Below are 21,066 nucleotides of genomic sequence, written 5' to 3'. Positions count from 1 at the left end.
AGGAGGATGCCGTGCTCACATTCCCACACCTCGTTCTGGGGCTCGTCCAGGCACTCCTTCTGCTGGCGGTGGCGCCCCTGATCTCCGGCCTGTCGCGCACGCTGCGGGCCAAGCTCCACACCCGCCGCGGGCCCGGCCCGCTGCAGGACTACCGCGACATCGCCAAGCTGCTGACCCGGCAGGATCTCAGCCCGCCCGACAGCGGGCTGGTGTTCCGGATCATGCCGGCGGTGATGCTGACGACGGTGCTGGTCGTCGCCATGGGCATCCCCATGCTGACCCGCTTCACCCCGGTGGCGCCGATCGGCGACCTGATCACCGTCATCTACCTGTTCGCGCTGGCCCGCTTCTTCTTCTCGCTGTCGGGCATCGACAGCGGCAGCTCCTTCTCGGGCATCGGCGGCAGCCGCGAGCTGACCATGGGCGTCCTGGTCGAGCCGGTGATGATGCTGTCGCTGTTCGTCGCCGCGCTGCTGGCGGGCTCGACCAACCTCGGCGCCATCGGCACCGCCATCGCCGACGGCCATGTGCGGTCGGCGACCGCCACGGTCATCGCCGCCCTGTCCTTCGCCTACGCCATCTACATCGAGCTGGGCAAGCTGCCCTACGACATGGCGGAGGCCGAGCAGGAGCTGCAGGAAGGCCCGCTGACCGAGTATTCGGGGCCGTCGCTGGCGGTGATCAAGCTGGCGATGTCGCTGAAGCAGGCGGTCGTCGTGGCGTGGTTCATCGGCGTCTTCCTGCCCTTCGGCAGCGCGCCGGAGATGACGTTCTTCGGGCTGCTGTTCGGGCTGATCGCCTTCGCCATCAAGCTGGTCGCCATCTTCGCGGCCGTCGGCGTGGTCGAGAACAGCGTCGCACGCGTCCGGTTCTGCCTGACCCCGCAACACAGCTGGATCGGTGTCGGCGCCGCCTCGCTCGCCTTCGTCTTCTATTTGGTCGGCCTGTGAGCCGGCGAGGGGCAGCATCATGACAATCCTACCCACAGAACCACTCGGCATCCTCGCGCTCGCGGCCATCCTCGTTCCCTTCGCGGGTGCAGGCCTGATCGCCGCCTCGGAACGGGCGTCGGCGAAATGGCTGTGCCAGATCTTCGCGGCGGCGACCTTCGGGGTGATCGGCATCCTGGCCGCCACCCTGCTGGGCGACGGCAAGATCGGCGGAACCTATGAACTGATCGCGCTCGGGCCGGTCGCCATCCTCGGCCTGACGGTCGACAGCGTCAGCGTGCTGATCGCGCTGGCGGTCATCGGCATCGGCCTGCTGGTCGCGGTCTATTCCGCCGCCTACCTGAACGCCGGCAACCGCGAGCATCCCGACACCGGACGGCGGCGCTTCTACGCCTTCCTGCTGGTGTTCATCGGCGCCATGACCGGCCTGGTGTTCAGCTCGACCATCGTCGGCCAGCTCGCCTTCTTCGAGCTGACCGGGGCCTGCTCCTGGGCGCTGATCGGCTACTACGAGTCGCCGAAGGCGCTCCGCTCCGCCGCCAAGGCGCTGCTGGTCACCCATGTCGCCTCGCTCGGCCTCTATGTCGCGGCGGCGCTGCTGTTCCTGTCGACCGGCACCTTCGCGCTGACCGCCATCGCCGACCTGGCGCCGGGCATGAAGGCGGTGGTGCTGCTGGCCATCCTGTTCGCCGCCTGGGGCAAGTCGGCCCAGCTGCCCTTCCACATGTGGCTGCCCGACGCCATGGAGGCCCCGACCCCGGTCAGCGCCTACCTGCACGCGGCGTCGATGGTGAAGGTCGGCGTCTACATCTTCGCCCGCGGCCTGATGTCGTCGGGCGGCGCGCCGGAGATCGTCGGCTGGGTCGGCGCCACCATGGCGGTCCTGACCCTGATCTACGGCTTCCTCATGTACCTGCCGCAGGTCGACCTGAAGCGCCTGCTCGCCTATTCGACCATCACCCAGCTCGCCTACATCCTGTTGGCGCTGTCGCTGTCGGTCTTCGGCTCCGACCTCGCCTTCAAGGGCGCCATCGCCCACATCTTCAACCACGCCTTCGCCAAGACCCTGTTCTTCCTGGTCGCCGGCGCGCTGAGCTACACCGCGGGCACCCGCCTGCTGCCGTCGCTGCGCGGCATCGTCACCAAGTCGCCGCTGCTGGGCATCGCCTTCGTCTGCGCCGCCCTGGCGATCACCGGCGTCCCGCCCTTCAACGGCTTTTTCAGCAAGTTCGCGATCTTCGCCGGCGGGTTCGAGGTCGGCGCGCACCACTGGGCGCTGATGCTGCTGGTGGTCATCGCGCTGGCGGAATCGGTCGGGTCCTTCGCGTGGTTCCTGAAATGGCTGGGCCATTCGGTGCCCGGCAAGCCATCCGCCACGATGGCCGCGGCGTCGCCGCTGCCCGCCGGCATGAAGTTCGTCCTGGTCGCGCTGATGGTCATGACGGTCTTCTCCAGCTCCATCGCCGCGTCCTGGCTCGGTTGAGGGAGGATTGAGGTCATGAACGGATTTCTCATCGTCAACGGCCTGTCCGGCCTGCTGATCGTCACCTCCCTGCTGGTCACCCTGGCCGGGAACCCCGCAAACTCCGCCCGCTTCTACGCGCTGCAGTCCTTCATCCTGGTCATGCTGTTCGTGGCGCTGGCCGGGGCCACCGGATCGGGCGAACTCTATCTCTGGTCCTTCTCGGCCTTCGTCACCAAGGTCGTGCTGGTCCCGACCATCATGTACCGCGCCTTCCGCAAGCTGAGCGACCCGGCGATCGGGTCGGGTGCCGTCATGTCGACGGCGCTGTCGATCGTCGCGGCGGCCGCGGTCGTCATCCTGTGCTTCGGCGTGGCGTCCAAGGTGACGCTGCCCGCGGCCGACGCCATCAAGCCGGCGCTGGCCGTCTCGCTCGCCCTGTTCTTCGTCGGGCTCGGCTGCATCGTGGCGCAGCGGAACATCCTGAAGCAGGTGTTCGGCTACTGCCTGATGGAGAACGGCTCACACCTGACCCTGGCCCTGCTGGCCCCCAACGCCCCGGAACTGGTGGAGATCGGCATCGCCACCGACGCCATCTTCGCGGTCGTGGTCATGGCGGCTCTGGGGTCGCGGATTTTCGGCACGCTGCACACGCTCGACGCGCGCCAGCTCACGACCTTGAAGGGATGACCGCCATGGTGCCCTCAATCATTCCCCCCCTGCTGCTGATCGGTCCGCTGGCCGTCGCGCTGTTCCTGCTGACGCTTCCCTGGTTCCGCGAGTCGCTGCCCGACGCGATGGCCTCCGACCACACCAGCGTCCGCCTGCTGGAGCGCATCCATCTGGGCTCCATCGCCTATGTGTTCATCCTGAGCATGGTGGCGCTGGCCGAGGTGATCGCCGGCAGCTCGCTGACCTCCTTCGGCGACTGGCTGTTCATCGATCCGCTCGGCGCGATCTTCATGATGCTGATCGGCGTCGTCGGCCTGCTGACCGGCGTCTACTCCATCGGCTACATCCGGCACGATGTGGAGGCCGGGCTGCTCGACGCCGGCAAGGTGCGCGTCTACTACGGCTTCTTCAGCCTGTTCCTGTTCACCATGCTGCTGGCCGTCACCGCCAACAACATCATCATGATGTGGGCGGCGATCGAGGCGACGACGCTGGGCTCCGCCTTCCTGGTCGGGCTGTACGGCCAGAAATCGTCGCTGGAGGCGGCCTGGAAATACGTCATCATCTGCACGGTCGGCGTCGCCTTCGGCCTCTACGGCACGGTGCTGGTCTTCTCCAACGCCGCCGACGTGCTGGCCGACCCGCACCAAGCGGTGCTGTGGACGGCGCTGGTCGGCCACGCCGCCGAACTCGACCCGATGCTGGTCAAGCTGGCCTTCGTCTTCGCGCTGATCGGCTTCGGCACCAAGGCCGGCATCTTCCCGATGCACGCCTGGCTGCCCGACGCCCACTCCGAAGCGCCGAGCCCGGTGTCCGGCCTGCTGTCGGGCGTGCTGCTGAAATGCGCCCTGCTGATCGTCATCCGCTTCTACGTCATCACCGTCGGCACCGTCGGCATCGCCTTCCCGCAGATGCTGCTGCTGACGCTGGGCGTGCTGTCGGTCGGCGTGTCGTCGCTGCTGTTCTTCGTGCAGCAGGACCTGAAGCGCAAGCTGGCCTATTCCAGCATCGAGAATGTCGGGCTGATCGTCGTGGCGCTCGGCATCGGCGGTCCGCTCGGCATCGCGGCGGCGCTGCTGCACTCGATCAACCACAGCTTCACCAAGGCGCTGTTCTTCTGCAGCTCCGGCAACGTGCTGATGAAGTACGGCACCCGCGACCTGCGGTCGGTGAAGGGCATCCTGCGCGTGGCGCCGGTCACCGGCCTGCTGATGATGGGCTGCGCGCTGGCGCTGGCCGGCTTCCCGCCCTTCAACATCTTCGTCAGCGAATTCATGGTCTTCATGGCCGGGCTGAACGAAGGCTATGTCTGGGTGATGCTGCTGTGCGCCCTGTTCCTGTGCGTCACCATCGCCGGGCTGGTCAAGATGGTCGCCGACAGCGTCCTGGGCAAGAGCCCGGAGACGATGGCCAAGGGTGACGTCGGCTGGCGGGCGCTGGCGCCGCTGGCGGTGCTGTTCGTCCTGGTGCTGACCATGGGCTTCGCGGTGCCGACCCCCGTTTCCAACCTGATCCAGCAGGCGACCGCGGTGGTCCTGAACGGCGACAGCCGTCCGGTGGTCGCGGCGCCCTGGCAGTCCATTCCCACGGTCGGCAAGGCGGACACCGCCAGCGCCGCGCTGGTCGGCGGCCTCCCGCAGACGGAGATTTCCAAATGAACCTCATCACTCCGGAACGGGTCGGGACCGGCTACATCGCCGCGCTGCGCGAGACCCTGCCCCACGCCATCCTCGACGAATCCTGGCAGACCGATGCCCAGGTGACCATCACGGTCAAGACGCAGTCGCTGCCCGACGTCGTCGCCTCGCTCTACTACGACCAGGGCGGCTGGCTGTCGGTGGTCGTCGGCAACGACGAGCGGCCGCTGAACGGCGCCTACGCCGTCTACTACGTGCTGTCGATGGAGGCCGCCGAGAAGTGCCACGTGATCGTCCGGGTCGAAGTGCCCGCCGACACGCTGGAATACCCGTCGGTCACGCCGCGCGTCCCGGCCTGCGTCTGGGGCGAGCGCGAGGTGCGCGACATGTTCGGCCTGCGCCCGGTCGGCCTGCCCGACGAGCGGCGGCTGGTCCTGCCCGACGACTGGCCGGACGAGCTGTACCCGCTGCGCAAGGACTCGATGGACTACCGGCTGCGGCCGCCGCCGACCAGCGACGACGAGACCTACCAGTTCATCAACGAGGCCAAGCAAGAGACCCGGGTGGTGCCGCTCGGCCCGCTGCACATCACCTCGGACGAGCCCGGCCATTTCCGGCTGTTCGTCGACGGTGAGGACATCATCGACGCCGACTACCGCATGTTCTACGTCCACCGCGGCATGGAGAAGGTGGCCGAGACGCGGATGGGCTACAACGAGGTCACCTTCCTCGCCGACCGCGTCTGCGGCATCTGCGGCTACGCCCACAGCGTCGCCTACGCCAACTCGGTCGAGAACGCGCTGGGCATCACGGCGCCGCCGCGGGCGCAGGCGATCCGCGCCATCCTGCTGGAAACCGAGCGGATGCACAGCCATCTGCTCAACCTCGGGCTGGTCTGCCACTTCATCGGCTTCGACACCGGCTTCATGCAGTTCTTCCGCGTGCGCGAGAAGGCGATGACGCTGGCCGAACTGCTGACCGGCGCGCGCAAGACCTACGCCATCAACCTGATCGGCGGCGTCCGCCGCGACATCCTGGGCGAGCAGCAGGCCAAGACCCGCGCGCTGGTCGCCGAGCTGCGCGACGACGTCACCCGGCTGGTCGAGATGCTGATGTCCACCGCCAACGTCAGCGGCCGGGTCAAGGGCGTCGGCCGGCTCGACCCGCAGATCGCCCGCGACTACAGCCCGGTCGGGCCGGTGGTGCGCGGCAGCGGCCACCGCCGCGACACCCGCGCCGACCACGCCTTCGCCGGCTACCGGCTGCTGGACATGCCGGTGCATGTCGAGCAGGGCTGCGACGTGCTGGCCCGCACGCTGGTCCGCGTCTCCGAGTTCTTCGACAGCCTGTGGATCATCGAACAGCTTCTGGACAAGGCGCCCAGCGGCCCGATCCTGACCGAGGATTTCACCTACACCCCGCACAAGTTCGCGCTGGGCTTCACCGAGGCGCCGCGCGGCGAGGACATCCACTGGTCGATGACCGGCGACAACCAGAAGCTCTACCGCTGGCGCTGCCGGGCGTCGACCTACAACAACTGGCCGGTGCTGCGCTACATGCTGCGCGGCAACACGGTGTCCGACGCCCCGCTGATCGTGGGCAGCATCGACCCCTGCTACTCGTGCACCGACCGCGTGACGGTCGTCGATGTTCGCAAGAAGCGCTCCAAGACCATCGCCTACAAGGAGATGGAGCGCTACTGCCGCGAACGCACGGATTCACCGCTGAAGTAACGGGAGGCGATCGATGCTCAAGCTTCTCAAGGAAATCTTCCGCACGGGCGAAGCGACGGTCCAGTACCCCTTCGCCCCGTTGGAAGTGTGCAAGGACTTCCGCGGCAAGCCGGAACACGACGCGGAACTCTGCGTCGCCTGCGCCGCCTGCACCGTCGCCTGCCCGCCCAACGCGATCCGGATGGAGACCAACACGGCGGCGGGAACGCGGACCTGGTCGCTCAACTACGGGCGCTGCATCTTCTGCGGCCGCTGCGAGGAATCCTGCCCGACCGGCGCCATCCGCCTGTCGGCCGATTTCGAACTGGCGGTGGGCAGCAAGGCCGACCTGACGCGCAAGGCCGTCTTCACCCTGGCCGGCTGCGCCTGCTGCGGCAAGCCCTTCGCCCCGGCCAAGGAGGTCGACTACGTCGCCCGGCTGCTGGGCCAGTCGGCCCGCGACGCCGAGGAGGCGGACCGCCTGCGGCTGACCGTGTCGACCTGCCCCGAGTGCAAGCGCAAGCAGGACGTCCATCAGGTCGCCCGGATGGGAATCGACCGTCAGATGAACCACCGGACGGACTCTGAACTGGAGACCACGCCATGAACGCCCCGGTCAATCCCGACGCCCTGGTGGCGGAACTGCCGAACCTGTCCACCGCCGATCAGATCGCCACGATGAAGAAGGCGCTGCTGAAGAACATCCAGCGGTCGGCCTACGTCTACCGGGTCGATTGCGGCGGCTGCAACGGCTGCGAGATCGAGATCTTCGCCGCCATCACCCCGCTGTTCGACGCCGAGCGTTTCGGCATCAAGGTCGTCTCCTCGCCGCGCCACGCCGACATCCTGCTGTTCACCGGCGCGGTGACGCGCTCCATGCGCATGCCGGCGCTGCGGGCGTACGAAGCGGCCCCCGATCCGAAGATCGTCGTGTCCTACGGTGCCTGCGGCTGCACCGGCGGCATCTTCCACGACATGTACTGCGTGTGGGGCGGCACCGACAACATCGTGCCGGTCGACGTCTACATCCCCGGCTGCCCGCCGACGCCGGCCGCGACCATCCATGGCTTCGCCGTGGCGCTCGGCCTGCTGGACCAGAAGCTGAAGGCCGAGACCCACATCGAGGGTGCGGGCGAGGCCGCCGCCCTGGCGCACCCCGGCATCCCCTATGCCCTCCGCGTTCCGCTGGAGCGCGAGGCGCGGCGGATGGCCGGCTACCGCCAGGGCCGCGACATCGTCGAGGAGTTCCTGGCGCTGCTGGAGGCCCAGGCGACCGCCCCCGGAACGGTGACGCTGCCGGAGCGGATGGGCGCCTTCATCGCCGGCGAGCACGACCCGCGCCGCGCCGAGATCTTCACCCGTCTGGCCGAGGTCGTCCACCAGACCATCCGCGGGGGCACGCCATGACCGGCACCGCAAGCACCGCCAGCCAGGCGAGCCCGGCCTCGGCCGCCGGGCTGCGCGCCCATGGCGGCACGACGCCCGAGGTGGTCTTCTACCAGTTGAACGCCAAGGTGCTGGAGCGGGCCGAGGACATCCCCGAGGACGCCAAGCAGGTGGTCTACTACTCGCTGGCGATCGGGCATCACATCGGGGTGTTCGACTGCTTCAAGCCGGCCTTCCGCTGCACCGCCGACGTCTTCGACCGCGTGCTGGAGACGCTGAGCGGCAACGCCGAGGCGCACCGCAAGCTGTCCGGCCTGCTGCGCTTCGGCGAGATCACCGTGGATGCCAGCCACACCCGGCTGCTGATCGCGGCCATCGAACAGGTCCTGCCGACCGCCCCGCCCGACGTCGGCGCGTGGCTGGACCGGCTGCGGACCGCATTGGACGCCATCCGGCGCGAGCCGGCGATCTATCTGATGGGGAGGCGACTGCCATGACCGATGTCGTATTCACGGTCGGAAACATCCTGCGCGGCGACGACGGGGCCGGTCCGCTGCTGGCGCAGTTGCTGGATGAACAGCCGGCGCCGGGCTGGGTCGTGGTGGACGGCGAGGATGTCCCGGAAAACCACACCCATCACATCCGGTCGCTGGCCCCGCAACGGCTGCTGATCGTCGACGCCGCCGAGATGGAGCTGCCGCCCGGCGAGGTGCGCTTGATCGACCAGGACAGCGTCGCCGAGCAGTTCCTGGTGACGACGCACGCGATCCCGCTGAATTTCCTGATCGACAGCCTGCGGGAAACCATCCCGGAAGTGCTGTTCCTCGGCATCCAGCCGCAGGACACCAGCTTCTTCGCGCCGGTGACCGACACCGTGCGGCATTCGGTCGAGGCGGTCCACGACCGGCTCGTCCGCGGCGAGGCGATCGAGGCGTATCAAACCGTGGGCTGACGCATGGAATGGGGAGCGGTCACGACCGAAACCCCCCAAGAACGGAGGACCTTCAACATGGCAACGGATCCTGCATCGAAAGACACACCACTGCTCGGCATGGACGCCTATTCGCCCGCCGAGATCCAGGACAAGGTCGAGAAGCTGGGCGTGAAGAAGGCGACGATGCCCTTCCTGCCCGAATTCATGCTGGCGGTGGTCGCCGGCGGCGGCATCGGCATCGGCGGCATGTTCTTCGTCATCGTGCTGGCCGACCCGGCGCTCAGCTTCGCCGTGCAGCGGGTGCTGGGCGGCCTCGTCTTCTCGCTCGGCCTGTCGCTGGTCATGGTCGGCGGGGCGGAACTGTTCACCGGCAACTGCCTGATCGTGATGGCCCGTGCCAACGGCCAGATCTCCACCGCCCAGGTCCTGCGCAACTGGGCGACGGTGTGGATCGGCAACGCGGTCGGCGCGCTCGGCCTCGTCTTCCTGATCTTCATGTCGCATCACACCGAACTGAACAACGGCGGCGTCGGCGCGGCGGTGCTGAAGCTCGCCATCGGCAAGATCGCGCCCGACGCGGTGACGATCTTCTTCAAGGGCATCATGTGCAACCTGCTGGTCTGCCTGGCGGTCTGGCTGGCCTATGCCGGCCGCACGGTGACCGACAAGATCGTGGCGCTGACCCTGCCGGTCGCCGCCTTCGTCGCCGCCGGGTTCGAGCACTGCATCGCCAACCTGTACTTCCTGCCGCTCGCCTATGTGCTGAAGGTGACGGGGCATGTGCCGGCCGGTCTGGACGTGTCGACGATCACGGCCGGCGGTGTCCTGCACAACCTGCTGTTCGCCACGCTGGGCAACATCGTCGGCGGTTCGGTCTTCGTCGGCGGCATCTATTGGCTGATCTACCGCAAGGGCATGGGCGGCCTGACCCCGCTGCCGTCGCGCAAGACCGCGCCGATGATGGGGCAACCCGCCGTCACCCACTGAAACGGCATGCGGGCCGGGCGATGCGGCGGAGGTCGCTGCGTCATCCGGCCCGTTTCGGGTGTGTTGAAAGCGCGGTTCAGGCGAGCGTCGCGACCCGCGAGGGCACGGCGTAGACGGTGAAGCGGCCGTCGCGCACGAAGGCGACGACGCCGACGCCGACGGTCCGGGCAAAATCCACGCACAGCGAGGTCGGGGCGGAGATGGCGGCGATCAGCGGGATGCCCGCGGCAGCGGTCTTGTGCACCATCTCGAAGGAGCAGCGGCTCGACACGACGACAAAGCCGCCGGTCGGGTCGAGCCGGTCGCGGGCCAGCGCGCCGATCAGCTTGTCGAGCGCGTTGTGGCGCCCGACATCCTCGCGCACGGCGACCAGTTCGCCGTCGGGCCGGGCGAAGCCGGCGGCGTGGACGGCGCCGGTTTCCCGGTTCAGGCGCTGCCCGGACGGAAGCGCGGCCATGGCGCGGCGGATCGCCTCCGGTGCGATGCGCGCGGTGGACGGGATCGGGTCGAGCGGGCGCAGGGTCTCGGCGAAACTGTCGGTGCCGCAGCGGCCGCAGCCGGATCCCCCCATCAGGTTGCGCTTGCGGCGCAGCAGCGTGGCGAGCCGCTCCACCGGCAGTTCCATGCGGATGCGCACGCCGTCGGCCAGCTCGTCGATGCTGGTGACGGCCAGCTCGTCCGCCCGGCCGACGATCCCCTCGCTGAGGGAGAAACCGGTGGCGAAATCCTCCAGGTCGGTCGGAGTCGCCAGCATGACCGCGAAGAGGTCGCCGGCATAGACCAGCCCGACCGGCACCTCGTCGATGATCGCCTCCTCCCGGCCGGCGACGGTCGCCCCGGTGCAGAGCGTCGCCGCGACATGCCGGACGCCATGGTTGGCGAGCGGCTGCGCCAGGATGAGGGGTGCCGGAGCGGCACAGGTGATTGCGTGATCCATGATGCGACCGACACCCGGGCTTGAGGAACGACGCTCGACCGGCCATCCGGCGGCAAGACCAGACGGAGACCGGCGGGCGAACATGGGCCGACTCTGCGCCCTCCGGCCGCAAAACGGCATGCGACATTCTGGCTCACCGTTAGTATTCGCAAACGAATTTCCGAATAGTCTCTGGTTATCGCCCCATAGGATTTGCTTATCGGCGCCTGAATATAAGATGAACCGCCGTTGCTCATGGGTTTGTGATTTGCACAAGACCATCCGTAGTGATATAGCAGTGAGGGTGATATTTGAGAAGTCTCGGCGTCACCCCCGCGAAGGCGGGGATCCAGCGGCTTCCACAACGGCACCACAGGGCAACCTGGATTCCCGCCTCCGCGGGAATGACGGCATCAAGGGAATGACGGGTCGACGGTGGCTTCGGGTGCGCAGGGATGCCCCCCGCTCCGCAGCGGAGAAGGACGATGCACGAGCTTTCATTGTGCGAGAACCTGCTGGACCTGCTGCAGGACGAGGCGCGCCGCCACGCCTTTCGCCGGGTCACGCGGATCAGGCTGGCGGTCGGACGGTTCGCCTGCGTCGATCCCGACGCGCTGCGCTTCGCCTTCGACGTGGTCCGGCGCGACACGCTGGCCGACGCGGCGGTGGTCGAGATCGACCAGCCGCCCGGCCTGGTGTGGTGCGGCGACTGCGCCCGCGAGGTGGAGGTGCCGACACGCCTCTCCCCCTGCCCCGATTGCGGCGGCCTGCGGCTGGTCCCGCGCGGCGGCGACGATCTCACCCTGGTCGAGCTGGAGGTGGCCTGATGCGCAGGCCACCCGACTGTCCAGCGCAGCGATAAGGAATCACCCGATGTGCCTCGGCGTACCAGCCAGGATCGTCGCCATCCTCGACGCCGAGCGGATGCTCGCCACCGCGGAGATCCTGGGCGAGCGGCGGGAGGTCAACCTCTCCTGCATCGCCGACCCCGGCGGGACGCTGTCCGACGAGGTCGGGCGGTGGGTGCTGATCCATGTCGGCTTCGCCGTGTCCCGCGTCGACGAAACGGACGCGCAGATCACCCTCGACATGCTCCGCCAGGTCGGCGAGGCGGAGGACGAGCTCGGCGACCTGAAGGCGGCGCTGCTCGCCTGAGCCGACATTCACAGGAGACAAATCCGATGAACAGGTTGTTTTCCGCCGGGCTCGCCGGCGCGCTCACGGTGACGCTGGCCCTGCCGGCGGCGGCCCACCCCGGCCATGCCGCGGACGCCATGTTCCTACAAGGCTTCCTTCACCCGCTGAGTGGCATCGACCATCTGCTGACCATGGTCGCGGTCGGCGTCTGGGCCGCCCAGAACGGCGGCCGTGCGGTCTGGCTGCTGCCGGCCGCCTTCGTCGCCATGCTGGCGGGTGGCGCCGCGCTGGGCATGGCGGGCGTCGAACTGCCGGCGGTCGAAGCCGGCATCGCCGCCTCGGTCGCCGTGCTCGGGCTGCTGGTGGCGCTGAACAAGCGGGTGCCGGTGATCGCCGGCATGGCGTTGGTCGGTGCCTTCGCCGTCCTGCACGGCCATGCCCATGGCGCCGAGATGCCGGAGGCGGCGCAACCGCTGCTCTACGGCCTCGGCTTCATCGTTTCGACCGTGCTGCTGCATGGGGTGGGCATCGCCATCGGCATGGCCCGCCGTGGGTTGCGCCTTCCGGTCATCGGTCGGGCGACGCGCTGACGGGACGTCCGGCGTGGCGGACGAGCCTGTCCGCCAGGCCGCGCCCTTCAGGCCACCAGCGGCCGAATCCCGCCCTGGCGCAGCCGCTCCATCACCGCGGCGTCCAGGCCGCGGTCGCAGCACAGCGCGTCGAAGCTGTCGAGCTTGGCGAAGAAGGCCGGCTTGACCGTGTCGAACTTGGTCGAGTCGACCACCAGCGCCTTGGTCACGGCGTTGGCGATGGCGGTCTGCTTGATCTCCACCTCGTGGAAGTTGGAGCAGCTGATCCCCAGCGTCTCATGCACGCCGCCGGCCGAGATGAAGGCGGTGTTGATGCCGATGCCGCGCAGCGTCTCCAGCGACTCCGGGCTGGAAAACGACGCCGACGAGGCGTGGTAGAGCCCGCCCAGCATGACCACCCGCACGCCCGGCTTCTTGCAGACGATCTCCGCGATGTTCATCGCGTAGCACACCACGGTGATCCGGCTGTCGGACGGGATGCGGCTGGCGAGATGGGGCGTGGTGGTGCCGCAATCGATGAAGACGGTTTCGCCCGGCGCGATCAGCGTCGCCGCCGCGTCGCAGGCGGCGCGTTTCAGCTCGATGTGGGCGTCCCGCTCGCGGTCGAGGATGTAGCCCATGCCGCCCGACGTCTCCAGCCCGCCGGCGATGTAGCCGCCGAGGTAGGTGAAGCGGCCGTTGGCGGCGGCGATGTCGCGCCGCACCGTCATCTCCGACACACCCAGCAACTTGGCCGCGTCCTTCAACCGAAGGTATCCCCCGGTCTCCAACGCCGCGTGCAACTGGTTCAGGCGATCGGCCCTTCGCATCGACATGTCCGCATTCCCGCATCGCTTCGGTCCGCCCGGCGCCCCGGCAGGACGGCTGCCGCACCCCCGATCGGACTAGACCGCAATGGTCCTGGGCCTGAGCTGCGCCGCCGTGTCACCACGCTCGTGTCGCCCTGCTCACAGGAGTATGCATTGATCTTGACACACAGCGGCTCCTCATGAAACGATCCTCTCACAAAATGTTAGAATAATAACATCGGAAAGACTCAAACGGACGGAGCTTTCCGGGAGGATCACATGTCCAAGCCCAGCGTTCCGACCGCCTCGGCCGATCTGGCGGCGTTCATCGACCACACCCTGCTGCGCCCCGACGCCCAGCCCGCCGAGATCGCGCGGCTGTGCGACGAGGCCCGCGCGCACAGCTTCAAGGCGGTCTGCGTCAACCCGATCTTCATCCCGCAGGTGACGGAGCGGCTGGCCGGCTCGCCGGTCGTGCCCTGCGCGGTGATCTGTTTCCCGTTCGGCGCCGATCCCACCGCGATCAAGGCCGCCTCCGCCGACTGGGTGGTGGGCCACGGCGCCGGCGAGGTCGACATGGTGATCCCGATCGGCCTGCTGAAGGCCGGCGACGCCGCGGCGGTCCGCGACGACATCGCCGCGGTGAAGCGGGCTTGCGGCGACGCGCTGCTGAAGGTCATCATCGAAACCTGCCTTCTCACCGACGCGGAGAAGGTCCTCGCCTGCCGGCTGTCGCAGGAGGCCGGGGCCGACTATGTGAAGACCTCCACCGGTTTCGCCGGTGGCGGCGCCACGGTGGAGGACGTCGCCCTGATGCGCCGGACCGTCGGTGACACGATGGGCGTCAAGGCGTCGGGTGGTGTCCGCACGACGGAGGATGCCCGGCGCATGATCGCGGCCGGCGCGTCCCGTGTCGGCGCCAGCGCCAGCGTGGCGATCGTCACGGGATAGGATCGTCCCGGCGCATTGCACGCGTGTTTGGTGCGCGTGCCGGGCGGGCGGCTGTTCCGTTCGTCCCACCCGGCACGGCTTCAGTGAAACGGAACGAAGCGGAGGGGGGCGCACAACGTGCCCCGGCGTTGCCGACGGCCCGACGGTCGCCGCGCAGTGTGGAATCGCCTGCCATGGGAGTCTCGTCAACATGAAGAAGCTGCTGTCTTCGCTCATCGTCGCCGCCGCGCTGGTCGCGGGACCGGTGATGGCCGCCGACCCGGTGCCGACCCCGGACGCCGTCAAGACGCTGAAGTCTGACGCCACCAAGAAGAAATACACCATCGCCACCGTCGTGAAGGTCGACGGCATCGCCTGGTTCGACCGCATGCGCGACGGCGTCAAGCAGTTCGCCGCCGACACCAAGCACGACACCTGGATGGTCGGCCCGAGCCAGGCCGACGCCGCGGCGCAGGTCCAACTGGTCGAGAACCTGATCGCCCAGGGCGTCGACGCCATCGCCATCGTCCCCTTCTCGGTCGAGGCGGTGGAGCCGGTGCTGAAGAAGGCGCGCGACCGCGGCATCGTCGTCATCGCGCATGAGGCGTCGAACATCCAGAACGCCGACTATGTGCTGGAAGCCTTCGACAACTTCGCCTACGGCGCCAAGCTGATGGAAGTGCTGGGCAAGTCGATGAACGGCGAGGGCAAATATGTCTGCACGGTCGGCAGCCTGACCTCGAAGTCGCAGAACGAGTGGATCGACGGCGCCATCGCCTATCAGAAGGAACATTTCCCGAAGATGCAGATGGTGACGAACCGTCTGGAGACCTATGACGACGCCAACACCGACTACAACAAGCTGAAGGAAGTCCTGACCACCTATCCGGACCTGAAGGGCATCCTCGGCGGTCCGATGCCGACCTCGGCCGGCGCCGGGCGCCTGATCGCGGAACGCGGCCTGAAGGACAAGCTGTTCTTCTCCGGCACCGGCCTCGTCTCGGTGGCGGGCCAGTATCTGACCCAGGGCAACATCCAGTACATCCAGTTCTGGGATCCGGCGGTCGCCGGCTATGCCATGAACATGCTGGCGGTGATGGCGCTGGACGGCAAGAAGGACCAGATCAAGGCCGGCCTGAACCTCGGCCTGCCGGGCTACACCGCGCTGACGACGCCGCAGGGCGCCAAGGCCAACCTGCTGTACGGCCAGGGCTGGGTCGGCGTGACCAAGGACAACATGAACGCCTACGACTTCTAAGTCCGCCCCGGCGGGTGCGGGATGCCGGCCGACGGCCGCCTCCCGCACCCGCCGCAACGTCTCTCAATGCCATGTCATCAAGCGGGCGGGCGGGGAAGCCATGTCAGACGGTCTCATCGAACTCCGCGGCATCCGGAAGGAGTTTTCCGGCGTGGTCGCGCTGGACGCCATGTCCCTCGTCATCCATCCGGGCGAGATCCATTGCCTTGCCGGCGAGAATGGATCGGGCAAATCGACCGTCATCAAGATCATGTCCGGCGTCTACGCGCCGGACGGCGGCGAGGTCCTGATCGACGGCAAGCCGGCCGGACCGCTGACGCCGATCAGCGCGATCGGCCACGGCATCCAGGTCATCTACCAGGACTTCTCGCTGTTCGGGAACCTGACCGTCGCCGAGAACCTGGCGATGAACGTCCATCTGCGCGAAAAGCGGCGCCTGATGAACTGGCGGCGCACCCGCGCCATCGCGCGGGAGGCGGTCGGCCGGCTGGGCGTCGACCTCGACCTCGACGCCACCGTCGACTCGCTGCCCACCGCGGGCAAGCAGCTGGTCGCCATCGCCCGCGCGCTGATGTCCGACGCCCGCCTGATCATCATGGACGAGCCGACCACCGCCCTGACCCGCAAGGAGGTCGAGACGCTGTTCCGCATCGTCCGCGACATCCAGGCGCGCGGCATCGCCATCCTGTTCGTCAGCCACAAGATGCGCGAGATGCTGGAAATCAGCGAGCGCATGACGGTCATCCGCAACGGCCGCAAGGTGGCGGAGGGGCCGACGGCCGACTTCGACGAGGCGTCGATCACCCGGCACATGACCGGCAGCGACATCCTGAACGAACCCTATGTCTGGACCCCGCCGCCCGGCGCCCCGCCACCACCCCGGCTGGAGGTCCGCGGCCTGACCGTGCCCGGCAAGTGCGAGGAACTGGATCTGTCGATCCGGCCCGGCGAGATCGTCGGCCTGTCGGGCCTGCTGGGGTCCGGCCGCACCGATCTGGCGCTGGCGCTGTTCGGCATGGCGCCGCGCTACCAGGGGGAAATTCGGATCGACGGCGCGCCGGTGCGGCTGCGCTCGACCCAGGACGCCATCGCCGCCGGCATCGCCTATGTGCCGGAGGACCGGCTGACCGAGGGGTTGTTCCTGACCCAGAGCATCAACCGCAACATGCTGGCGACCTCCTACGAGCGGCTGGCGCCGCGCCTCGTCATCGACCGCGAGCGCGCCGAGACGATGACGCAGGGCATGATCCGCGCCATGCAGATCGCCACCCCGACCGGCGAGAAGCCGGTGATCCAGCTGTCCGGCGGCAACCAGCAGCGCGTGGTCCTGGCCCGCTGGCTGCTGACCGACGCCCGCGTGCTGATCCTCAACGGACCGACGGTCGGCGTCGACGTCGGATCGAAGGCCGAAATCCACGCCAAGATCCGCGAGTTGGCCCAGGCCCACGGCCTCGCCGTCCTGATGATCTCCGACGACGTGCTCGAACTCGTGCAGAACTGCAACCGCATCGTGCTGATGCACCGCGGGCGCTTCGTCGATGACCTGTCCTGCGCCGACGCGACCGAAGAAATGGTCAGCGACCGGCTGAAGACCTTCACTTAAGGGAGGAACCGATGGCCTTGCTCCGTCGTTCGGAAATGGTCATCGCGGGCATCCTGCTGCTCGCCATGGTCCTCATCGGCACGATCAACCCCGCCTTCTGGCAGCTCGACAACCTGTTCAGCCTGATGCGCAGCAACGTCATCATCGGCATCATGGCGATGGGCGTGCTGCTGGTGCTGATCTCCGGCGGCATCGACGTGTCCTTCCCGGCCTTCGCCGTCGCGGCGATGTACCTGACGGTGAAGGGCATGCTGCTGATCGGCTACAACGGCGTCGTGCTGCCGCTGCTGGCGGCCACCGCCATCGGGTTGCTGTGCGGCGCCGTCAACGGCTTCTTCGTCTACAAATTCCGCATGATCCCGCTGATCGTGACGCTGGGCACCAGCGCGATGGTGCGCGGATTCCTGCTCGGCGTGGTCGGCACCAGCATGATCAACATCAACAAGATGCCGACCGCGCTGATCGACTTCGCCCGCACCGACGTCGTCAGCGTGACCAAGGCGGACGGCAGCACCTACGGCCTGACGGCGATGGTGCTGATCTATGTCGGGCTGGCGCTCGCCATGCACCTGATGCTGCGCTACACGATGATCGGCCGCAGCGCCTACGCGCTGGGCGGCGATCCGGAGGCGGCGCGGCGCGCCGGCTTCGACCTGCGCAAGACCATCTTCTTCATCTACTGCGTCGCCGGCGCGCTCGCCGGCTTCGCCGGGCTGCTGCACAGCGGCATGATCTGGCTGGCCAACCCGCGCGACTTCGTCGGGTTCGAGCTGGACGTGATCGCCGCGGTGGTGCTGGGCGGTGCCTCGATCTTCGGCGGGCGCGGCACCGTGCTCGGCACCATGCTCGGCGTCTTCATGCTGGTGATGGTGAAGAACAGCCTGATCATCATGAAAGTGGACACCACCTGGCAGCTCGTCGCGGTGGGTCTGATCGTCATCATCGCCACCGCCCTGTCGGCGTGGCGCGACCGTCGCCAGCCGGCGTGAGGAGACGGACCATGAAAGCCCAGACGACGGCCCCCACCCTGACGGTCCGCAGCCTGATCAACCGCGACAACAACATCGTCCAGCTCCTGGTGATGACGGTGCTGATCTTCGCGGTGATGACCGCGCTCAGCCCGGACAAGTTCCTGCGCTACTACAACTTCGAATCGATCACCTACATCTTCCCGGAACTGGGCCTGCTGTCGATCGCCATGATGATCGCCATGCTGACCGGCGGCATCGACCTGTCGGTGGTCGGGGTGGCGAACCTGTCGGGCATCCTGGCCGGGGTGCTGTTCCACAAGATGGCCGGCGCGGCCGGCATCGCCGACACCGGCATCCTGGTGGTGCTGCTGGGCGCGGTGGTGGCGCTCGGCACCGGGCTGGTGGCCGGGACGGTCAACGGGCTGCTGATCACCCGGCTCGGCATCACGCCGATCCTGGCGACGCTCGGCACCGGGCAGGTCTTCACCGGGCTGGCCATCGTGCTGACCGGCGGGCCGGCCATCGTCGGCTTCCCCACCGCCTGGGCCTTCCTCGGCAACGGCAAGATCGCCGGGCTGGCGACGCCCTTCGTCCTGTTCGCCGCCATCGCCGCGCTGATCGCCTTCATCCTGACCCGCACCGCCTTCGGCATCAACCTGATGCTGATCGGCACCAACCCCAAGGCGGCGCTGTTCGCCGGCCTGAAGCGGGAGCGGATGGTCCTCCACAGCTACATGCTGACCGGCGTGCTGGCCTCGGTCGCCGGCATCATCCTGTCGGGGCGGACCAACGCGGCGAAGTCGGACTACGGCAATTCCTACCTGCTGCAGGCGGTGCTGATCGCCGTGCTGGGCGGCACCAACCCGGCGGGCGGCAAGGGCAGCGTGCTGGGCATCACCATCGCCGTGGTGGCGCTGATGCTGCTGTCGAGCGGCTTCCAGATCCTGCGCTTCTCCAACCACCTGATCGACTTCATCTGGGGCGGCTTCCTGCTGCTGGTCATCGTGATCAACGCCTACAAGAACCGCACCCGCTAAGCAGACCAAGCCAAACCCGACCACCGGGAGACGTCGCATGAGCGCCCGAACCGCGATCCATTTCCGCAAGAGCTTCTTCGGCGAGGCCGAACGCGTCATCGCCGAGGCGCACGACATGACGGCCGCCCTGTTCCGCTACGACAGCGGGATCGAGGCGGTGCGCCTGACCAACCGGCGCGGCCATCTGGTGGTGCTGCCCTATTACGGCCAAATGGTGTGGGATGCCGTGTTCGACGGCGTCGACCTGACCATGGCGAACATGTTCGACATGCCCCGCCATGCTACCGAGATCGTCGGCACCTACGGCTGCTTCGCCTTCCATTCCGGACTGCTGCGCAATGGCTGCCCCGGTCCGCAGGACAGCCATCCGCTGCACGGCGAGATGCCCTGCGCGCCGATGGACACCGCCGGGCTGGAGGTCGGCGAGGACGACGAAGGCCCCTACATGGCGGTGACCGGCCTGCGCGAGTACGTGATGGGCTTCGGCGCCCATTACATGGCGCGGCCGCGCGTCGTGCTGCGTCCGGGCTCCACCCTGTTCGACATCCAGATGGCGGTGGAGAACCGGTCCGGCGCGCCGATGGACCTGATGTACATGTGCCACGTCAACTTCGCCTTCGCCGAGGGCGCCCGTATCGTCCAGCCCGCCCCCTTCACCCCGCAGGCGACGGCTGTGCGCACGGTGGTGCCGGCCCATGTGCCGCGCAGCCCCGGCTACGACGCGCTGCTGGAGGCGCTCGCCCGCGACCCCGCGGTGATGGAGGTGCTGGACGAGCCCCATCGCTACGACCCGGAGCAGGTCTTCTACATCCGCGGCCTGCGCACCGACGGGAACGGTGACACCGCGCTGATGCTGCGCCGCCGCGAGGGCGACGCCTTCCACATCGCCTACAACACGCAGGATTTCCCCCGGACGGTGCGCTGGGTGCTGGTCAACAGCGACCAGAAAGTGTGCGCCTTCGCCCTGCCCGCCACCTGCGAGCCCGAGGGGTTCACCGCCGAGCGCGCCAAGGGCAACCTGCAGACGCTGAAGGGTGGCGAGACGCGCCGCTTTTCGGTACGGCTGGGCTATCTGGCGGCCGAGGAGGCCGACGCTGCCGAACACGCCATCCGGGCGCTGTAAGAACAAGAGGGGGAAGACGCTATGGGCAAGATCGCCGTGGTCGGCAGCAACATGGTCGACCTGATCACCTACACCGACCGCATGCCCGGCCCCGGTGAGACCATCGAGGCGCCGCGCTTCGAGATGGGCTGCGGCGGCAAGGGCGCCAACCAGGCCATCGCCGCCGCCCGGCTGGGCGCCGAGGTGATGATGGTCACCAAGGTCGGCGACGACGCCTTCGCCGACACCACCATCCGCAACCTCGCCGACGCCGGCATCGACACCCGTTACGTCGAGCGGGTGCCCGGCACGTCGAGCGGCGTCGCGCCGATCTTCGTCGAGCCGTCGGGCGAGAACAGCATCCTGATCATCAAGGGCGCCAACGCCCGGCTGTCGCCGGCCGACGTCGACCGCGCGGCCGACGATCTGAAGGGCTGCGACCTGATCGTCATGCAGTTGGAAGTGCCGCTGGAGACGGTCTACCACACCATTGAATTCGGCGCGCGGCACGGCATCGAGACCCTGCTGAACCCGGCGCCCGCCCCGGCCGACCTCGACGCCAAGCGGATCGAGCAGGTGACCTTCCTGGTCCCCAACCAGACGGAGCTGGCGACCATCTCCGGCTTGGCCGTGACCTCGGAGGCCGACGCGGAGGTGGCGGCGCGGGCGCTGATCGCGCGCGGCATCCGCACGGTGATCGTCACGCTCGGCGCGCGCGGCGCGCTGCTGGTGACGGCGGGCGAGGAAACGCGGCGGATCGAGCCGGTGCGCGTCACGCCGGTCGACACCACCGGCGCCGGCGACGCCTTCATCGGCAGCTTCGCGCGCTATTACGTCGAGAACCACGACCTGGACGCGGCGCTGCGCATGGCGGTGCGCTACGCCGCCGACAGCATCACCCGGCCGGGAACGCAGAAATCCTACGCCACCCGCGAGGCGTTCGAGGCGTTCTGCGCCGGCCTGTGAAGCGGAAAGGGTCCTGGGGAGGGCATGC

The 21,066-nt window shown here is 68.2% G+C and carries 22 protein-coding genes; 20 read left to right on the top strand and 2 right to left on the bottom strand.

The annotated features are described in order from the left end of the window. Positions 1 to 11 precede the first annotated feature (11 nt). From TSO352_RS13260 to TSO352_RS13215, 10 genes are read left to right on the top strand one after another with little or no spacing between them, the layout of a single operon-like run. The gene (locus tag TSO352_RS13260) at positions 12 to 950 is read left to right on the top strand and encodes an NADH-quinone oxidoreductase subunit H (RefSeq protein WP_109107790.1); all 939 of its coding nucleotides are present in this window, start codon (positions 12 to 14) and stop codon (positions 948 to 950) included. Positions 951 to 969: 19 nt separating this feature from the next. Continuing rightward, entirely contained in the window at positions 970 to 2,433 is a 1,464-nt protein-coding gene (locus TSO352_RS13255; RefSeq protein WP_109107789.1) for a hydrogenase 4 subunit D, read from the top strand. Between the two features lie 15 nt (positions 2,434 to 2,448). After that, positions 2,449 to 3,102, top strand: coding sequence for a hydrogenase 4 membrane subunit (hyfE, locus tag TSO352_RS13250; protein ID WP_109107788.1), 654 nt, complete (start codon positions 2,449 to 2,451; stop codon positions 3,100 to 3,102). Between the two features lie 5 nt (positions 3,103 to 3,107). Continuing rightward, the gene (locus tag TSO352_RS13245; protein ID WP_247872073.1) at positions 3,108 to 4,742 is read left to right on the top strand and encodes a hydrogenase 4 subunit F; all 1,635 of its coding nucleotides are present in this window, start codon (positions 3,108 to 3,110) and stop codon (positions 4,740 to 4,742) included. Then, the gene (locus TSO352_RS13240; RefSeq protein ID WP_109107786.1) at positions 4,739 to 6,454 is read left to right on the top strand and encodes a hydrogenase large subunit; all 1,716 of its coding nucleotides are present in this window, start codon (positions 4,739 to 4,741) and stop codon (positions 6,452 to 6,454) included. Before TSO352_RS13245 ends, TSO352_RS13240 begins: the two co-directional genes overlap by 4 nt. 13 nt (positions 6,455 to 6,467) lie before the next feature. Continuing rightward, positions 6,468 to 7,040: a formate hydrogenlyase complex iron-sulfur subunit gene (locus tag TSO352_RS13235; protein WP_109107785.1), complete on the top strand. Its 573-nt coding sequence runs from the start codon at positions 6,468 to 6,470 to the stop codon at positions 7,038 to 7,040. Then, a complete protein-coding gene (locus TSO352_RS13230; protein WP_109107784.1) occupies positions 7,037 to 7,840 on the top strand; it encodes an NADH-quinone oxidoreductase subunit B family protein in 804 nt (267 codons plus the stop codon). The genes TSO352_RS13235 and TSO352_RS13230 overlap by 4 nt, the downstream gene beginning before the upstream one ends. Beyond that, positions 7,837 to 8,316 (top strand): formate hydrogenlyase maturation HycH family protein, encoded by a 480-nt coding sequence (locus TSO352_RS13225; RefSeq protein ID WP_109107783.1) that lies wholly within the window; start codon positions 7,837 to 7,839, stop codon positions 8,314 to 8,316. Before TSO352_RS13230 ends, TSO352_RS13225 begins: the two co-directional genes overlap by 4 nt. Next, on the top strand, positions 8,313 to 8,771 hold the full coding sequence (gene hycI, locus TSO352_RS13220; RefSeq protein WP_109107782.1) for a hydrogenase maturation peptidase HycI: 459 nt from the start codon (positions 8,313 to 8,315) through the stop codon (positions 8,769 to 8,771). The genes TSO352_RS13225 and hycI overlap by 4 nt, the downstream gene beginning before the upstream one ends. A 57-nt stretch (positions 8,772 to 8,828) precedes the next feature. After that, positions 8,829 to 9,740: a formate/nitrite transporter family protein gene (locus TSO352_RS13215; protein WP_247872072.1), complete on the top strand. Its 912-nt coding sequence runs from the start codon at positions 8,829 to 8,831 to the stop codon at positions 9,738 to 9,740. A gap of 76 nt (positions 9,741 to 9,816) precedes the next feature. On the opposite strand, the gene fdhD is transcribed toward TSO352_RS13215, so the two are convergent. Beyond that, positions 9,817 to 10,677 (bottom strand): formate dehydrogenase accessory sulfurtransferase FdhD, encoded by an 861-nt coding sequence (gene fdhD, locus TSO352_RS13210; protein WP_109107780.1) that lies wholly within the window; start codon positions 10,675 to 10,677, stop codon positions 9,817 to 9,819. 464 nt (positions 10,678 to 11,141) lie between these two features. Here fdhD and hypA point away from each other — a divergent pair, with 464 nt between their 5' ends. From hypA to TSO352_RS13195, 3 genes are read left to right on the top strand one after another with little or no spacing between them, the layout of a single operon-like run. Beyond that, positions 11,142 to 11,483: a hydrogenase maturation nickel metallochaperone HypA gene (gene hypA, locus TSO352_RS13205; protein WP_109107779.1), complete on the top strand. Its 342-nt coding sequence runs from the start codon at positions 11,142 to 11,144 to the stop codon at positions 11,481 to 11,483. A 46-nt stretch (positions 11,484 to 11,529) separates the two neighbouring features. Then, complete coding sequence (gene hypC, locus TSO352_RS13200; RefSeq protein ID WP_109107778.1) at positions 11,530 to 11,811, top strand: HypC/HybG/HupF family hydrogenase formation chaperone; 282 nt, start codon at positions 11,530 to 11,532, stop codon at positions 11,809 to 11,811. 26 nt (positions 11,812 to 11,837) lie between these two features. Then, positions 11,838 to 12,383 carry a HupE/UreJ family protein gene (locus tag TSO352_RS13195; protein WP_109107777.1) on the top strand — a complete coding sequence of 182 codons (546 nt, stop codon included), beginning with the start codon at positions 11,838 to 11,840 and terminating at the stop codon, positions 12,381 to 12,383. A 47-nt stretch (positions 12,384 to 12,430) separates the two neighbouring features. Here the strand turns inward: TSO352_RS13195 and TSO352_RS13190 are convergent, their stop codons facing one another. Continuing rightward, on the bottom strand, positions 12,431 to 13,198 hold the full coding sequence (locus TSO352_RS13190) for a DeoR family transcriptional regulator (RefSeq protein WP_109107776.1): 768 nt from the start codon (positions 13,196 to 13,198) through the stop codon (positions 12,431 to 12,433). 252 nt (positions 13,199 to 13,450) lie between these two features. On the opposite strand from TSO352_RS13190, the gene deoC reads away from it, so the two are divergent. The 7 genes from deoC (at position 13,451) to rbsK (ending at position 21,038) form a co-directional block, all read left to right on the top strand. Continuing rightward, entirely contained in the window at positions 13,451 to 14,122 is a 672-nt protein-coding gene (gene deoC, locus TSO352_RS13185) for a deoxyribose-phosphate aldolase (RefSeq protein ID WP_109107775.1), read from the top strand. 190 nt (positions 14,123 to 14,312) lie between these two features. After that, complete coding sequence (locus TSO352_RS13180) at positions 14,313 to 15,359, top strand: autoinducer 2 ABC transporter substrate-binding protein (RefSeq protein ID WP_109107774.1); 1,047 nt, start codon at positions 14,313 to 14,315, stop codon at positions 15,357 to 15,359. A gap of 100 nt (positions 15,360 to 15,459) precedes the next feature. Then, positions 15,460 to 16,962: a sugar ABC transporter ATP-binding protein gene (locus tag TSO352_RS13175; RefSeq protein WP_109107773.1), complete on the top strand. Its 1,503-nt coding sequence runs from the start codon at positions 15,460 to 15,462 to the stop codon at positions 16,960 to 16,962. An 11-nt stretch (positions 16,963 to 16,973) separates the two neighbouring features. Beyond that, entirely contained in the window at positions 16,974 to 17,951 is a 978-nt protein-coding gene (locus TSO352_RS13170) for an ABC transporter permease (protein WP_109107772.1), read from the top strand. An 11-nt stretch (positions 17,952 to 17,962) separates the two neighbouring features. Further along, positions 17,963 to 18,970, top strand: a complete 1,008-nt coding sequence (locus tag TSO352_RS13165; protein ID WP_109107771.1) for an ABC transporter permease — start codon at positions 17,963 to 17,965, stop codon at positions 18,968 to 18,970. A gap of 37 nt (positions 18,971 to 19,007) precedes the next feature. Further along, positions 19,008 to 20,093, top strand: coding sequence for an aldose 1-epimerase family protein (locus TSO352_RS13160; RefSeq protein ID WP_109107770.1), 1,086 nt, complete (start codon positions 19,008 to 19,010; stop codon positions 20,091 to 20,093). A 21-nt stretch (positions 20,094 to 20,114) separates the two neighbouring features. Continuing rightward, complete coding sequence (rbsK, locus tag TSO352_RS13155) at positions 20,115 to 21,038, top strand: ribokinase (RefSeq protein ID WP_109107769.1); 924 nt, start codon at positions 20,115 to 20,117, stop codon at positions 21,036 to 21,038. Positions 21,039 to 21,066 lie beyond the last annotated feature (28 nt).

This window comes from Azospirillum sp. TSO35-2, from assembly GCF_003116095.1.
Lineage (GTDB): Bacteria > Pseudomonadota > Alphaproteobacteria > Azospirillales > Azospirillaceae > Azospirillum.
The sequence above is the reverse complement of the archived record's forward strand: the minus strand, read 5'-3'. Positions and strand labels throughout refer to the sequence as shown.

Bases quoted from the DNA above. Each gene is read 5' to 3' on its own strand.
- TSO352_RS13255 (WP_109107789.1), top strand. From the start codon at position 970: ATGACAATCCTACCCACAGAACCACTCGGCATCCTCGCGCTCGCGGCC.
- hyfE (WP_109107788.1), top strand. From the start codon at position 2,449: ATGAACGGATTTCTCATCGTCAACGGCCTGTCCGGCCTGCTGATCGTC.
- TSO352_RS13245 (WP_247872073.1), top strand. From the start codon at position 3,108: ATGGTGCCCTCAATCATTCCCCCCCTGCTGCTGATCGGTCCGCTGGCC.
- TSO352_RS13240 (WP_109107786.1), top strand. From the start codon at position 4,739: ATGAACCTCATCACTCCGGAACGGGTCGGGACCGGCTACATCGCCGCG.
- TSO352_RS13235 (WP_109107785.1), top strand. From the start codon at position 6,468: ATGCTCAAGCTTCTCAAGGAAATCTTCCGCACGGGCGAAGCGACGGTC.
- TSO352_RS13230 (WP_109107784.1), top strand. From the start codon at position 7,037: ATGAACGCCCCGGTCAATCCCGACGCCCTGGTGGCGGAACTGCCGAAC.
- TSO352_RS13225 (WP_109107783.1), top strand. From the start codon at position 7,837: ATGACCGGCACCGCAAGCACCGCCAGCCAGGCGAGCCCGGCCTCGGCC.
- hycI (WP_109107782.1), top strand. From the start codon at position 8,313: ATGACCGATGTCGTATTCACGGTCGGAAACATCCTGCGCGGCGACGAC.
- TSO352_RS13215 (WP_247872072.1), top strand. From the start codon at position 8,829: ATGGCAACGGATCCTGCATCGAAAGACACACCACTGCTCGGCATGGAC.
- fdhD (WP_109107780.1), bottom strand. From the start codon at position 10,677: ATGGATCACGCAATCACCTGTGCCGCTCCGGCACCCCTCATCCTGGCG.
- hypA (WP_109107779.1), top strand. From the start codon at position 11,142: ATGCACGAGCTTTCATTGTGCGAGAACCTGCTGGACCTGCTGCAGGAC.
- hypC (WP_109107778.1), top strand. From the start codon at position 11,530: ATGTGCCTCGGCGTACCAGCCAGGATCGTCGCCATCCTCGACGCCGAG.
- TSO352_RS13195 (WP_109107777.1), top strand. From the start codon at position 11,838: ATGAACAGGTTGTTTTCCGCCGGGCTCGCCGGCGCGCTCACGGTGACG.
- TSO352_RS13190 (WP_109107776.1), bottom strand. From the start codon at position 13,198: ATGTCGATGCGAAGGGCCGATCGCCTGAACCAGTTGCACGCGGCGTTG.
- deoC (WP_109107775.1), top strand. From the start codon at position 13,451: ATGTCCAAGCCCAGCGTTCCGACCGCCTCGGCCGATCTGGCGGCGTTC.
- TSO352_RS13180 (WP_109107774.1), top strand. From the start codon at position 14,313: ATGAAGAAGCTGCTGTCTTCGCTCATCGTCGCCGCCGCGCTGGTCGCG.
- TSO352_RS13175 (WP_109107773.1), top strand. From the start codon at position 15,460: ATGTCAGACGGTCTCATCGAACTCCGCGGCATCCGGAAGGAGTTTTCC.
- TSO352_RS13170 (WP_109107772.1), top strand. From the start codon at position 16,974: ATGGCCTTGCTCCGTCGTTCGGAAATGGTCATCGCGGGCATCCTGCTG.
- TSO352_RS13165 (WP_109107771.1), top strand. From the start codon at position 17,963: ATGAAAGCCCAGACGACGGCCCCCACCCTGACGGTCCGCAGCCTGATC.
- TSO352_RS13160 (WP_109107770.1), top strand. From the start codon at position 19,008: ATGAGCGCCCGAACCGCGATCCATTTCCGCAAGAGCTTCTTCGGCGAG.
- rbsK (WP_109107769.1), top strand. From the start codon at position 20,115: ATGGGCAAGATCGCCGTGGTCGGCAGCAACATGGTCGACCTGATCACC.